This window comes from Pseudomonas sp. LBUM1666, from assembly GCF_059695775.1.
In genome coordinates this window covers 1420460-1434834 of record NZ_CP166789.1, presented here as the reverse complement: position 1 = coordinate 1434834, position 14375 = coordinate 1420460, and the positions used below count along the sequence as shown (strand labels likewise).

General features: G+C 57.2%; 11 protein-coding genes and 3 pseudogenes. 6 read left to right on the top strand and 8 right to left on the bottom strand.

Annotation, left to right across the window (positions count from 1 at the left end; all coding sequences use genetic code 11):
* Positions 1-44: 44 nt before the first annotated feature.
* A complete protein-coding gene (locus ACA056_RS06430; protein WP_046049516.1) occupies positions 45-578 on the bottom strand; it encodes a gluconokinase in 534 nt (177 codons plus the stop codon).
* A gap of 215 nt (positions 579-793) precedes the next feature.
* Here ACA056_RS06430 and gntR point away from each other — a divergent pair, with 215 nt between their 5' ends.
* Positions 794-1825 carry an HTH-type transcriptional regulator GntR gene (gntR, locus tag ACA056_RS06425; protein ID WP_095130900.1) on the top strand — a complete coding sequence of 344 codons (1032 nt, stop codon included), beginning with the start codon at positions 794-796 and terminating at the stop codon, positions 1823-1825.
* A gap of 106 nt (positions 1826-1931) precedes the next feature.
* Here the strand turns inward: gntR and ACA056_RS06420 are convergent, their stop codons facing one another.
* Positions 1932-2804 carry a LysR family transcriptional regulator gene (locus ACA056_RS06420; RefSeq protein WP_497271326.1) on the bottom strand — a complete coding sequence of 291 codons (873 nt, stop codon included), beginning with the start codon at positions 2802-2804 and terminating at the stop codon, positions 1932-1934.
* A gap of 121 nt (positions 2805-2925) precedes the next feature.
* Between ACA056_RS06420 and ACA056_RS06415 the strand changes: the two genes are divergently transcribed.
* From ACA056_RS06415 to ACA056_RS06400, 4 genes and pseudogenes are all read left to right on the top strand, one after another.
* Positions 2926-3357: a PACE efflux transporter gene (locus ACA056_RS06415; RefSeq protein ID WP_497271324.1), complete on the top strand. Its 432-nt coding sequence runs from the start codon at positions 2926-2928 to the stop codon at positions 3355-3357.
* 56 nt (positions 3358-3413) lie between these two features.
* Entirely contained in the window at positions 3414-4046 is a 633-nt protein-coding gene (locus ACA056_RS06410; protein WP_056741468.1) for a glutathione S-transferase family protein, read from the top strand.
* Positions 4047-4081: 35 nt separating this feature from the next.
* A pseudogene (locus ACA056_RS06405) lies at positions 4082-4726 on the top strand (MFS transporter); the annotation flags it as partial.
* A gap of 166 nt (positions 4727-4892) precedes the next feature.
* A complete protein-coding gene (locus tag ACA056_RS06400; RefSeq protein ID WP_497271322.1) occupies positions 4893-5447 on the top strand; it encodes a hypothetical protein in 555 nt (184 codons plus the stop codon).
* 225 nt (positions 5448-5672) lie between these two features.
* Here ACA056_RS06400 and ACA056_RS06395 read toward each other — a convergent pair.
* The 6 genes and pseudogenes from ACA056_RS06395 to ACA056_RS06370 all read right to left on the bottom strand — a co-directional run.
* A pseudogene (locus tag ACA056_RS06395) lies at positions 5673-6098 on the bottom strand (methyl-accepting chemotaxis protein); the annotation flags it as partial.
* A gap of 117 nt (positions 6099-6215) precedes the next feature.
* Positions 6216-6887 (bottom strand): annotated as a pseudogene (locus ACA056_RS06390) (PAS domain-containing protein); the annotation flags it as partial.
* A gap of 609 nt (positions 6888-7496) precedes the next feature.
* A complete protein-coding gene (locus ACA056_RS06385) occupies positions 7497-8510 on the bottom strand; it encodes an ABC transporter substrate-binding protein (protein ID WP_497271320.1) in 1014 nt (337 codons plus the stop codon).
* Positions 8507-9049, bottom strand: coding sequence for a sigma-70 family RNA polymerase sigma factor (locus ACA056_RS06380; RefSeq protein ID WP_497271318.1), 543 nt, complete (start codon positions 9047-9049; stop codon positions 8507-8509). The genes ACA056_RS06385 and ACA056_RS06380 overlap by 4 nt, the downstream gene beginning before the upstream one ends.
* A 117-nt stretch (positions 9050-9166) precedes the next feature.
* The gene (locus tag ACA056_RS06375; protein WP_497271316.1) at positions 9167-9958 is read right to left on the bottom strand and encodes a phosphate/phosphite/phosphonate ABC transporter substrate-binding protein; all 792 of its coding nucleotides are present in this window, start codon (positions 9956-9958) and stop codon (positions 9167-9169) included.
* A gap of 144 nt (positions 9959-10102) precedes the next feature.
* Positions 10103-11044: a fatty acid desaturase gene (locus ACA056_RS06370; protein WP_497271314.1), complete on the bottom strand. Its 942-nt coding sequence runs from the start codon at positions 11042-11044 to the stop codon at positions 10103-10105.
* A gap of 215 nt (positions 11045-11259) precedes the next feature.
* On the opposite strand from ACA056_RS06370, the gene ACA056_RS06365 reads away from it, so the two are divergent.
* Positions 11260-14157, top strand: coding sequence for a hypothetical protein (locus ACA056_RS06365; RefSeq protein ID WP_497271312.1), 2898 nt, complete (start codon positions 11260-11262; stop codon positions 14155-14157).
* The last annotated feature ends 218 nt before the right edge of the window (positions 14158-14375 follow it).

Below are 14375 nucleotides of genomic sequence, written 5' to 3'. Positions count from 1 at the left end.
TAATTCGCAAGCCAACAGGACAGCGCTATCTCTTCTGGCAAAACTCATACGGCGTGTTTCAGGCCATGAGCCTGCCACCAGTCATGAGCTTGCTTCGCCAATTGGTCGACGCTGTGGTTCGAAGCGTCCAGAGCCAGGGTCAGGGGCTCACCAACGGGCGATTCAAGGGTGGCGAACTGGCTGTCGATCAACGTCGACGGCATAAAGTGGCCCGGCCGATGGGAAACACGATCAGCGGCGACTTCAGGGGTCAGCTCAAGGAACACGAAGCCCAGGCCCGGCAAGGCGCTGCGCAGACGTTCGCGGTAAATGTGTTTGAGGGCCGAGCAGGTCAGCACCGGGCGTTCGCCCTTGGCGTCGATGCGGCGCAATTCATCGCACAGGCTATCGAGCCAGCCGGCACGGTCGTCGTCGTTCAGGGGGATACCTGCGCTCATCTTTTCGATATTGGCGGCAGGGTGGAAAGTGTCGCCTTCAATGGCGGTCGCGCCGCTTAGTTGGCACAAGGCCTCGCTGACGCAAGTCTTGCCGCAACCGGCAACGCCCATGATGACCAGGGCGGTGATGGGATGATTCATGTAACACCTCAGCGCGCAGACAGCGCTACCTTTGCCAGTTATGACACTAGAACAAAAGCAGAAGTTGCCGACGCCTTCTTGTCATTTTTGTGGGTTGCAGCATGTTCGGACCCAAGGCCAAAAAGCGAGGTTCAGGCAAACCCTGCTCACGCATTTGCAGCTGCATCGAGACAGCGCTACCTTAGTGCCTCGAATTTTGTTTGGCAAGCCGTCCGATGATCTCCCCTAAAAACGATAAAAATACGCGCACCACTGGCCGCCCCACTTTGAACGAAGTCGCACGCCTGGCCGGTGTCAGCCCGATCACCGCCTCTCGCGCCCTGCGCGGGGTCAGCACGGTGGCCACCGAGCTGGTGGAAAAGGTGCAGAAAGCGGCGCTTGAACTCAACTACGTGGTCAACCCTGCCGCCCGCGCGCTAGCCTCGGCCCAGAGCCATTCGGTGGTGGTTTTGGTGCCGTCGCTGTCCAACTTATTGTTCATCGACACGCTGGAAGCCATTCATCAGGTTTTGCGCCCAAAAGGCTTCGAAGTGCTGATCGGGAACTTTCATTACTCACGTGATGAAGAAGAAAACCTGCTGCGCAACTACATGGCGTATCAGCCTCGCGGTTTGCTGCTGACCGGTTTCGACCGCACCGAAAGTTCGCGCCGGATGATCGAGGCGAGCAACATTCCGTGCGTGTACATGATGGAACTGGACAGCGCCGCCGGGCTCAATTGCGTGGGCTTTTCGCAACTCGCTGCCGGCGAGACAGCGGCCGGGCATTTGCTGTCACGCGGTCGTAAGCGTCTGGCCTACATCGGCGCGCAACTGGATCAACGCACGTTGCTGCGCGGCGAAGGCTTCCGCAAAGCCCTGCAAAAGGCCGGTTTGTATGACCCGGACCTGGAAGTGCTGACACCTCGCTCTTCCTCCGTCGGTCTCGGTGGCGAACTGTTCCTGCAACTGCTCGCCAGTCATCCCGATGTCGATGCGATCTTCTTCGGCAACGACGACCTGGCCCAGGGCGCACTGCTCGAAGCCATGCGCTGCGGGATCAAAATCCCCGAACAAGTGGCGATCCTAGGCTTCAACGACCTGCCGGCCTCGGCCCACATGGTCCCGCGCCTGAGCAGTATCAGCACCCCGCGAGAAGCCATCGGCCGGCGCGCAGCGGAGCAGATGTTGACGTTGATGGCTGGCAACACGGTGGCCAAACCGGTGCAGGACATGGGGTTTGAGTTGAAGGTGCGCGAGAGTACCTGACCCGTGTGGGAGCGAGCCTGCTCGCGAAAGCGGTGTGTCATTCGACATCATAGGTGAATGACCCTCCGCTTTCGCGAGCAGGCTCGCTCCCACAGAGGATCACCGCTCAGCGCCCCATCAACTCCACAAACGCCAACGCCCCTTTCTGCAACGGCTGGCTCTTGAGCCAGACCGCATGCACCGGCAGCACCAACCCGTTCTCGATGTTGCGAAAGCTCAAACGCTTGAGCCTTCCGGCCTCCAGCAACGGCTGGACTACCGACAGCGGAAAATTGCCCCAGCCCAATCCGGCCTCGACCATTTCCAGCGCCATGGCCAAGGTGTCGGTACGCCAATAAGACTCGGCCACCAGCGGCCGGGTTTCGCTGATCGGCAGGTCGCGGCTGGCAACGATGATTTGCCGTACGTGGACCAAATCTTCGAGATACAAATCCTTGCCCTGAAACAGCGGATTATTCGCCGCCAACGTGGCGATCATCCGTTCGGTGCCAACGAACTGAAACCGCTCCAGCACGTTCACGCTCAGCCCGGCGAACGCCAGGCAAACGCTGACCCGGCCGCTGTGGAGCATCGCCAGCACATCATCCTGCGGTGCGCTGAGCATTTCGATTTCCAGTAGCGGATGACGCTCGGCGATGACCTTGATCGCCGCCATCACACGGCCCTTGTCGATGTCCGCCACGACCCCGATCGACAACTTGCTTTCCAGCCCCAGCGACAACTCGATTGCATGCACTTGCAGCTGTTTGAGCTGCTCGGCAATCAGTCGCGCATGCGGCACCAATGCGCTGGCCATCGCCGTCGGCACCGGCTCGCGATGGCTGCGGTCGAACAGTGGATAACCGAGCTCGGCTTCCAGGTTGGCGATGCCCATACTCACCGCCGACGGCACTTTACCCAGCGCCCGAGCGGCAGCGGAAAACGAGCCGCGCTCGATCACCGCGAGGAACAACTCGATGCTGTCGCTGTTGAAATTCATCCGTCGTCCTATCAATAAAACTGAAAGCTACTGACTTTTTCTGTCAGCCCTATTGAAGCTATCTTTCGCCGCCTTCGCCAGTGCTCCTGGCTTCAAGTTGGCAAGAAAGAGGCAAATCCCCATGCAAGGCGTTAAACGAAAACTGATCTACGTGTCGCTTTACGAGGTCATCGGCATGACCTTCTCGGCCCTGGGCCTGGCGTTGTTGTCCGGCACCTCGCCCGGCAGCACCGGCCCGTTGGCAGTGATCATTACCACCATCGCGGTGACCTGGAATTTCATCTACACCACGCTGTTCGAACGCTGGGAGAGCCGCCAGCCTTCTCGAACCCGCACCGTTAAACGGCGCATCGCCCATGCCGTGGGTTTTCAACTAACCTTGATAGTGTTCCTCATCCCGTTGATCGCTTGGTGGATGAAGATCAGCCTGGTGCAAGCTTTCTTGCTGGACTTGGCGCTGATCATTTTCATCCCGTGCTACACCTTCGCCTTCAACTGGTTGTTTGATCGCACGTTTGGTTTGCCAACTTCGGCGCTGCCGGATCCGGTCTGAAAACGCTGAATGTCTGTTAGATTCCTGAAGCGTCGAATCGCTAACGGAGTAGCTCAATGGAACATGCACTGAAGATTCTGGGAAAAGCCTCGTCCATCAACGTCAGAAAAGTCCTGTGGACCTGTGAGGAACTGGGTGTTGCCTACGAACGTGAAGACTGGGGCGGCGGTTATGCGTCGACTCACACGCCGGAGTTTCTCAGGCTCAACCCCAACGCACTGGTGCCGGTGATCATCGATGAGGCCGGCGTGCTGTGGGAGTCCAACACCATCTGCCGCTATCTGGCAGGCAAACACCACAACACCGATCTGCTACCCCACGAACCGGCTGCCCGCGCTAGGGTGGAACAGTGGATGGATTGGCAAGCGACTGAACTCAATGCCTCCTGGAGCTATGCGTTCACGGCGTTGGTACGCAAAGATCCGGAGTTCCAGGACCCGCATCACATTGCCGCCGGTGTACACGGCTGGAATCAGAAAATGGGCATCCTCGAACATCAGCTCGCGGCCACCAAAGCGTATGTCGCCGGGCCACACTTCACGCTGGCGGACATCGTCATCGGACTGTCGATTAACCGCTGGCTGATGACACCGATGGAGCGTCCCGACTACCCGGCCATCGACGAGTATTTCCAACGGTTGGCACAACGCCCGGGATTCCTCAAACACGGCTGTAACGGGCTGCCTTGAGCGGCTCCCGCGCTACAAATCGCTAAAATGTAAACATCAGCCCCGGCCTGATTCGCGACGGCATCTTCGCCACCGGCAACCAAGGCGTGTTCGGCTTTTCCGATCAGGCCGCCTTCGCCTCGGCGACGTTTCTCGGGTTGTTCCTTGGCGCGAGTCTGTTGAGCCCGTTGGCCGACCGCTTCGGTCGACGCGCGATCTTCACCTTCGCATTGATCTGGTACACCGTCGCGACGGTGGCGATGGGCGTTCAGAGTTCAGCCATCGGCATCATCTGCATGCGCCTTCTGGTGGGTATCGGACTGCGTATCGAACTGGTGACCATCGACGCCGACCTCTCGGAACTGGTGCCAAAGCGAATGCGCAGCTCGGCATTTGCCTTCGCGTTTTTCGTACAGTTTCTGTCGGTGGCGTTGATGTCGTGGTGGCTAGTGCCGCAAGCGCCATTCGGTGTGTCCGGCTGGCGTTGGGTGGTGTTGGCGAGCGCGGTGGGATTCTGTTATTCGTTCAGTCGATTGTCGACGGTGTTCAGCAGTTTGCTGATCGGGATTTTCCTCGAACACTTCGGCACGCCGGGTGTGCTGGCGTTCATTGTCAGCAGCATGTTGATCGTGATGATCACCATCGGCTGGTTCGGCCCGAAAACCCGAAACCTGGCACTGGAAAACATCGCCCATCGCTGATGCCCCTGCGGTCGACCTCTGCCGTCCGGCGGCAAAGGTTGACCGCAACCTTTCGGTTACCCGCCGGGCTGAATAACCACAACCAATTGATTTTGTTGGTATTTTTCATTAGGCACACTATTTGCTGAAAGCACTGCACCGCAAATACCTACAAGGTCTATTCATCATGTTGGTCAGTGCAAAACAAAACCTGGTGGCCCCCCTCCCCAAGCGGCCCGGCGACGAACCGATCACGGACGCCGCCGCCGGACTTCAGGGCGGCCTGCAAGCCGCCATGACCCAAGCCCTGCAAAACAATGTGCAGGCGCAGACCGCGCAGGTCACAAAGCAGGTCCAGGACTCCGCCACCCAAATCGCCACGCAACAGGTCAGCGAAGCGACCCGGATCAGCGATAACGTCGATGAGGCGTTCGCCAAAACCCGCGTGGGACTGCAAGCCTCATCCGCCCAACTACCGGCCGATGTTGAAACCGCCACGGACGCCTTCAAGGAGTACATGAGCAAAACGCCGGAACAGCGGTTGCGCGACAGCATCCTGGAAGAGATGGGGATGACGGAAGAAGAAGTAAAAGCCATGCCGCCGGAAAAACAACTGGCGATCGGTAAAGAGATTGCCGAGCGCATGCAAGACAAAATCAAACTGGCGCAAGCCGAGAAAGAAAACAGCAGCAGCGAAACAGGCAGCAGCCAGGTGGTCGACACGTTTCTCGCTTCGCTTTAACGGCGCGGGAATCAATAAAAAAGGGTCCCTTCGAGGGTAATGCCAGTCAGTTAAGGCGCAGAACCTGTGGGAGCGAGCTTGCTCGCGATAGCGGACTGGCAGACAACGTATGTGTTGAATGTCAGACCGCCATCGCGAGCAAGCTCGCTCCCACAAGGATAGCGGTGCTCAAATCCTTAACTGATCGGCATGACCCTTCGGGGGACCCTTTTCAATGTGCCGCTATCAACTTATCTGCAAGGTCGAGTTGAACTGACTGATCGCATCCATCACATGCCGCGACCCTTGTTGAATCTCCAGAATCACCGCTCCCGCCTCATTCGCCAGTTCCACCCCAAGCCCGGTTCGACTCAAACTGGACTGCATGCTCGACACCGCACTCAATGACAAATCGTGGTTCTTGCGCACCACTTCAACGATCTCCACCGTTGCCTGGCTCGTTCGTGCCGCAAGGCTGCGAACTTCATCGGCGACTACCGCGAACCCGCGCCCGTGCTCCCCGGCCCGGGCCGCTTCGATCGCGGCGTTGAGCGCCAACAGGTTGGTCTGATCGGCAATGCCGCGAATGGTCTGAACGATGGTGCCGATGATGTCGGACTGTTTGCTGACGGCATCAATGCTCAGCGCCGCTTCGTTCAAGTCTTTGGAAATGTCCTGGATGGTCTGCACCGTTTGCTGCACCACCTGAGAGCCTTTCTGCGCACAGACGTCGTTTTGAACCGAGGTGCTGTGGGCCGACTCCGCAGCGGTTTGCAGGGTGGTCACCTGATCGGTGATATCGCTGGCGAACTTGACCACTTTGTACAATCGACCCTTGGTGTCGAACAGCGGGTTGTAGGAGGCCTCCAGGAAAACCGTATGACCGTGCTTATCTTTGCGCTCGAAACGGTGCGAGTGATATTCGCCGCGATTGAGCGAGGCCCAGAACGCTTTGTAGGCCTGCGATTCGGCTTCGGCACGATGACAAAACAGGCTGTGGTGCTGGCCAACCACTTCGTTGAGCGAGTAATGCATCGTCTTCAAGAAGTTGTCGTTGGCCGTGATGACCTTGCCATCCGGGGTGAATTCGATCACAGCCATGGAACGACCGATCGCCGCGAGCATGCTTTCGTTTTCGTGCTCCTTGTAGGTCCTGGCTGAGATGTCAGTGGCGACTTTGATCACACTCCGGACCTGACGATCAGCGCCGAACACCGGCATATAGCTGGCTTCGAGCCAGATCTCCTTGCCGCTCCTGTTCAAGCGTAAAAAGGTCCCGCTCACCGGTTCGCCACGGGCCAGGTCACGCCACAACTTGGCGTAGGCTTCGCTTCGATAAAACGCTTCTTCGCAAAAGATCCGGTGATGCTTACCGCGCACTTCTTCGGCGCTGTATCCCATGGCACTGCAAAAGTTGTCGTTGGCATCAAGCACGATCCCCTCAGGGGTGAACTCAATCATTGCCATCGAGCGGCTGACTGCGGCCAACTTCGCGTTAGCCTCGGTCAGCGCGCAACTGAATCGTTCGATTTCCAGCAGGTCAGTCTTGTGACGTCGGTTAAACATGGTCGTATCACCTTCAGCGCGGTCTTTTGTTTGATGAAAGTTCTTTGGTCTTTCAACAGCTCCACCACTACGTTCCAAGGAACAGGCACACGCATCCCTCCACAGGAAGGACTTGGTCAGGTGATCAATGATGTTTAATCGGAGAGTCCATGCAGCAACGCTCTTATCAAGACATCCTTCTCTTGATAGCCCGGAATCGGGCCAGCCCTAACGATCTGATAAGACATTCCATTGACCGGACAGCTCCGTGTTGTTCAGAGTCGGTGCCTTGGGTTGCGCACACTTTTAACGTGTATGACGGCCTTCACATGGCGGTCGACATAGTTAGTCAGGAGTCAGCATAGACAGGCGAGGGAAGTAAGCAAGGCCACTAGTCGGCCAGTATTGAGGACAAAATCGGTTCAGCTTCGGTATGAGTCATTTCTCGCGGGTTGGTCAGCGGCCGGCGGTGAAAACTGCGTTGGCCGCGGAGTTGGTGTAAGTCTCAAGACAGGCACTACAAATTTACAAACTCGCACTCACCTTAGTGGCCACTTCACCGGGCACCCAGCCCTTCCAGATCTGCGGCTGATCACGCAAAAACGCTTCGGCCACCTGACGCGGTTGCAGGCGCTTTTCGCTCATCTGGCCGAGCGTCTGGTTCAGCAGATCGATCGGCAGGTCGACCTTTTCGAAGAACGCCACCAGGTCCGGGTACTGCGCCTTGAACGGCGCGGACACGCCGATCGCCAGGTTTGCCGGCATCGAACGCGTGCCTTTTGGATTCGGGTTGTTGGCGTCGGCCAGGGTCTTCCAGGCTTCGGCATCGAAGGCCGGCTCGTCGAGTTTCACCAGTTTGAAACGCCCCAACAGCGGCGTCGGCGACCAGTAGTAGAACAACACCGGTTTGCCACGACGGATCGACGAAGCCACCTCGGCATCCAGCGCGGCGCCAGACCCCGTGCGGAAGTTGACGAAGCTGTCGGTCAGGTCATAGGCCTTGAGTTTTTGACTGTTGACGATCTCCGAGGTCCAGCCGGTCGGGCTGTTGAGGAAGCGTCCACGGCTCGGGTCTTCCGGGTCGCGGAACACGTCCTTGTAGCGTGCCAGGTCGGCGACGGATTTCAGCTCCGGGGCCAGGGGTTTGATGCCCCGTTCGGGGTCGCCCTTGATCACGTATTCCGGCACCCACCAGCCTTCGGTGGCGCCTTTGACCGTGTCACCCAGCCCAAACACTTTGCCTTCCGAGGCGGCTTTGACCCACGCTGGACTGCGCCCGGCCCACTCTTCGCCGATCACTTGAATATCGTTTTTGGCCAACGCCGCTTCGAGGCTGACGGTGCTGCCCGGGAGGGTATCAGTCGGGTAGCCGTAACCTTTCTCGACAATCAAGCGCAGGATTTCGGTGATGAGGCTGCCACTTTCCCAGGTGATGTCACCGAAGTGAATCGGCGCGTTTTTTTCTGTCGCGGGAACGTGGGTTGCCACAAGGCTCAGAGCCAGCAGCGAACTGCCGAGCAGGGTTTTGATCGATCTCATGCGGACCTCTGGGTCAGGGAATTCAAGGGTTGGTTGGCGCTGTGCCGGGCGCACAGGGCTTGGGTGCGGGTCATGTAAACGCTGACCGAACGTTGGGAAATGCCCAGCTCGGCGGCGATTTGCGGGTAGGTCAGACCGTCGATTCGTGACAACAAAAAGGTTGCCCGAACCTTGCCCGGCAAGCGTTCGAGCGTGCGAGCCAGGCCATGCAACACCTGGGTCAATTGCACCCGTTCTTCGGGCGAGATCGCTTGCTGCTGATCGAGGCGTTGCAACTGATCGAGGTGTTGGCGTTCCAGGTCACGGCGGCGCCAGAGCTGATAGATCAACCGCTGGGCAATGGTGGTGAGCAAGGCGCGAGGCTCGCGGATCGGGGTCAGCCCCGGCGATTCGAGTACCTGTAAAAAGGTTTCGGCAGCGATGTCTTCGACGCTGGAACTGGAACCCAGATGCCGACGCAACCGTGTGCACAGCCAGGGGTAATGCGCGCGGAACAAGCCGCCCACGTCGTTGCGATGGGAAAGGTCGGTGCCGGACATAGAGGCTCCAAGGGTTAGGGGTCGCTGAATGTCCGGTGATCCGGTGACGCGATCCTAGCAAGGAGCCTTATTCATTAATAATACTTAAAAAGCATTTTTATATTCCATTAAGGAATTTCAGCGTAATCGTCCGAACCCTAAAGCTTCGGCCTCTTGCTGATAGTCGAGAACGATTTGATAGTCGCTTTCGCTGGCCGGCAGAACCTCGTGCAGGCCGAGGACTTCAGCGACGTCGGGCAACGCCTGCAACGTCTTGTTCATCACCTGCCGCAACTCCTCGGCCTGCTCATCGGTAACAGTCGCGGCGGTGATATACGGCAAGGTCGGACTGAACGCACTTCGCGCAATGACCCGCAGGCCGGCCACTTCTTCTTCGGCGTGCCGCGCCAGATAGGCGAAGGTGACGCTGTCGATGGCCGCCAGGTCCGCTGTCCCTTCACGCAACCCGCGCAGGCTTTCGCGGTGGCTGCCGCTGATACCGACACTGGCGAAGAACTGCCCGTCTCGATGCAACGGCGCCAGTCGGTGACGCAACAGGTTCATGCCGCTGTTGGAATCTTCGCCATTGATCACCCCGCGACTGTCGCGAAAGGCCGGCAGGCTGCGCCGTGGATCATCGGCGCGACTCAGCAACAGGCTGCAATGGTTGCCACCGTTGGCGTCCGGCAGTTCATAACGAGGACGACCGATGACCCGGACCCGACCGCGCAACGCGGTCATCAGCGGGTAGCCGCAGGTTTGGGTCAGCAGCAGATCCGGCGAGAGCCAGAGTTCGGGCAACGACAGGCCTTCGGCGTTGAGTCGAGTGGTGCCCAGTCGCTCAAGAATCTGCGCCAGCCAGCGCTCGTTGGCCTGGCGGATGGGTTCGGGGGCGACGTACATCAGTAATTCAGTGAGGTGTTGTGTCATCGAAATCTTCCAATACAACGAAGTTCCCCTGTAGGAGCGAGCTTGCTCGCGATGGGGCCATTACCTTCAACATTGAAGTTGCCTGACACACCGCTATCGCGAGCAAGCTCGCTCCCACAGGGGTTAGGTGTCGATCATAAAAAATCAGTGAAACGGATGCCGAGGGCTGTCGATGGCTTTCACTCCATTCTCCCGCCACAACTGGCCATAACCCTGCACCAGAAACCCGCCGCTACGCGTCAGCCATTGCTCGCGACGCGCGTGGTAGGCGCGGGGCAAGTCGTACCAGGGCAGCCCGGGCAAGTCGTGATGTACCAAATGCAGATTGAGGTTGAGGAACAGCCAGCGCCACGGCCAGGCGGCTTCATTGATGACTGTCCTTTGCTCGGGCTCGGCGTGGGGACGGTGTTCATAGTAGGAGCGAATCATGGCAATCGATAGCGCCGGAACGCTGATCAGCAACAGGTAATGCCACACCGGCAACACGCTATAGCGGGCGATAAACAGCAACATCAGCAGGGTCAACGTGCCGTGGGTCAACCACATCAACCAGGCCTGCCGCTCACCTGCTTTTAGACGCTGCAGTTCTTCCCGGGCCAGCGCCAGCAAGGCCAGCGGTGCACCGAGGGCGAAGCGTCCGAGCACAGTTTTGTTCAGCCAGTGCAGACTCTGTTCGAACAGTGAACTGCCCTGCCACTGCTCGGCGCTCAGGTAACGGCTTTCCGGATCGCGACCCGGGAGGGTCAGGTCTTCGTCGCGGTGATGCAGCAAATGGCTGTCGCGATAGAGGGTGTAGGGATACCAGACGGCGAACGGCGCGTAGCCGAGGATCTTGTTCAGGAATGTCCAGCGGGTGGGATGACCGTGAAGCAATTCGTGCTGCACCGACAACCAGAGCACCACCAGCGGAATCAGCAACACCGTGCTCCACCAGAGCCCCAGCCGATGGCTCCCCAAAACAATACTGAACCAACCCGCGTACACGCCGACCAGCAACAACCAGGTCGGCCACTCGGTGCGAGCGGTCAGGCGCTGGCGCAGGGTTTCGATTTCTTCTCGGTGGGCGGTATCGAAGTAATGGGGCATGGCGTTGCTCAGATCGGGAACCAATCCCCTTCTGTGCAATGGCGCAGGGAAATCTTGCAGATTATTGAGTTATCAGCTTAAGCCATCGCGGCGACCGTTCGTCGTCACTGTAATTTCTGACAGTAGCTAACACAACCTGTCTGAGCGCTTTATTTAAGTTCGGAGCTTCAACACTCCCCTTTCTAAATCGCCGTACTTCGACATGGAGCGTTACCATGACCCATTACATCGCTACCCCACTTGAAATAAGCACTTTAGCGCTGTCACCGTTGGTACTTCCTGATTGGAAAACGCCCATCGTCGACGGCAATGGTGCGTTGGGCCGCAGGCAAGTTGAAAACGATGTGCTCTGTGCAGTCGATCCTTATCTGCAAATGGAAGAAGGGGATTTCATCGAAGTTTTTTTCACTTCCGCAGACCGTGCCGATGCGTACAGACTGATCAAGCCGGCCGACAAGGACAAAAGGCTTTACTTCACCATTCCTCGATCGCAGCTCGTCACACGCTGGTATGACAACGTTTACTACCGTATTACCCGAGTCAGCGGCGGTACTGATGACTCGCCGAAACTGCGCATTCTGGTACTGCTTACCCAGCCCGGTGGCACAGACAAAGACCCTGGGACCATCGGCCATTCAGAGCTCCATCAGATCCTCGAGGCGGATGTGCTGGAACGAGGAATTGATGCCGAGCGTGCCAAATCAGGCACTTGGGTGACTATTCCGGCCTATCCGTATATGCGGGTGAACGATGCCATTACGCTTAAATGGGGCGGTGAAATTGTTCTGCATAAGGTCTCGAAAGCGGAGGCAGAAGCCCCTGATAGCAATCCCATCAAAATCTTCATCAGCCGGACTGTAATTGAAACGGCGGGCAGCTACATTCAATTGCCGGTCATGTTCCAGCCGGTAGATGAAGCGGGCAACTTCCCCGACGACAATGGCCGCTGGTCCACGCCCTCGTTTGTCGACGTCGATCTGGACGACTCCAAACTGGTTGAGCCCTATGTCGTTGAGGCCGATTTCGAGACTGGCGAAATCGATCTCAAAAAACTGAATGGAAAACCTGTGACCGTCGAGGTGCAAACCAACCGGACGAATTACAAACGAGGAAGTAAGGTCGCCCTGAAATGGGCGGGAAAGACTGTCGATAATCGTCCAATCGAGCAGCCCTTCAACTTTACCGTCGATGAACCGGGTCGCACCTATTCGTTCTCGGTGTTGCATGCCAACGTCAAAGCCATTGCCCGAGGCCAAGCGGTTGTTTCATATCAGGTCACTACCGACGGCAAGCTTCTGTTCTCGAAGAATGCCTATGTACGAGTATTTGGCGAACTTAATCCGCTGCTGGCACCGAGCATCGACAAAGCCAACGGCACCTATCTGCCGCCCAACTTGCCTAAAGCGACCGCCAGCATCCCTGATTATCCGGGGCGTTCCCCCAACGACTTGCTCATCCTTTACATCATTGGTGTTCGTCCAGGGGGTGGGACCGAATTGTATGAAGATGCCCGGCTGGTGGGCAATGTTCCCGAAGGCCAGCCCATTACTCGGGATCTTCTGACGGATACCCTCGCGCGTTTCGATGGATTGCAGATCACCGTGTTGTATGAAGTGCATACCGACTCGGTTCAAGAGTCCGAGCACTTGCTGTTGACTGTTGGAGAACCGAAAAAAGAGTTGCCGGCCCCCATTCTGGAGGGTGCTACCGAGGAGGATGTGTTCGATCCGGACCCGCCGGAGCGTGAAGCGATTTATCAAATCCCGCTGATTCTGACCACCAACAGGGATGAAGGCACTTGGCACTTTTTCGGGTTCAGCAAGGCGGGCAGTACCGAGGGCAAATTCACGCTGAGTACCGGCTCGGCTGCACGCCCAATCCGTATTCCGCTGGAGCGCAGGTTCATTGATTTGAACCAGGGGCATACCGTGCGGATGCTCTACAACCTGATGCGTAACGGGAAACTCGTGTACTCACAGGAGCGTGAGGTTCGCATTGGCAGCCCACTGCCAACGCTTTTGGAGCCGAGCGTACTTGAGGCACCGAATGCTGTACTTGATCCGAATCGTTATCAGGATGGGTTTACCGTCCGTGTGCAGACACCGGAACTTCAGGCAGGCGATGCGATTGAACTAACAGTCGACGGCCGGCCGGGGGAAGGTTCATCGATTCCCGACCGGCAATTTGTGGGTACACAGAAGTTTGTTGATTTCAAAGTTGCCGCCCTTATTACCGGTGCCAACCTGGGTCAAGTGGTGAACCTGAGTTACAAAGTCATTCGCCTGGGTCAGGAGTCTCCATCAAAAACATTGGCGTTGAACATTGGCACGCTGCAGCAACAGAGCATGCCGACGCCATTGTTCGAGGGTTTCAGTGAGGGCTTCCTCGACATAGGCAGACTTCAGGACGCTACAAAAGTGTTGTGTGACAAGTGGCCGTTCCAGCGGTTTGGTTTGCCGGTGTGGCTGAGTTATGTGGAAGCCAGGGCAGACAATACTTCTCGCCCCCGTGTTCAACTGGTGGGGGCGGCACATGACCAGACGTCGGGACTGAGTTATACGACCGAGGTGCAGTGGCTGCGTGAATGCAAGGCGGATTCGAAGCTGTCGATTGTTTTGAAGGTGGGGTTGTTTAAAGAGGCTACGGTGAGTGATGCGGTGGAGTGTCAGGCCAGGGTTTATACAGTCAGGACGGGGTTGGACAAACTAACAACTTTCGACAGATTCAATTGGGATGGCTGGGTTCCAAACGCTTCCTATCCGTCTCAAATCGTACTGGAGCAGGGTGAGTACTTTGTTCAATCGACCAATGGTTATAACTATTTGATATTCACTAAAAGCTACGACGACATCGAAATTGGTGAAGTTTACGAGTTGAGCTTCAAATACCAATACCCTGTTGCCACTTCGCTGTACGTCACCCGAGATGGCGTTGTCATTCACAACGCAACTATCCCAGCGTCAAGCACATGGAGAACTCATTCCATAACCTTCCCTTCAAAAAACACTTCCCCCGCCTCGCCTATGGCACTGTATTTCCAATTGGGTTATGCACAGGGGCATTCGAATGGCAGTTCAAAAATAGACGAGATTCGTCTGAGATACGTTCCATAACCGCAAAGTCATAAAACCGTTGACCCGATCATTCCGGACTCATCCGGAATGATCTACTCATTTCACCAGTACGCGGGATCAATGACCGAACACATCCACCTTCTTGGCCTTCTTGTCCGCGCGCTTTTCATCGGCAGTTTTCGCCGGTTTCTTCTTTGCCGCTTTTTTTGAATCCATGCCTTTGGCCATGATACGTACTCCACTCATACGGGATGTGA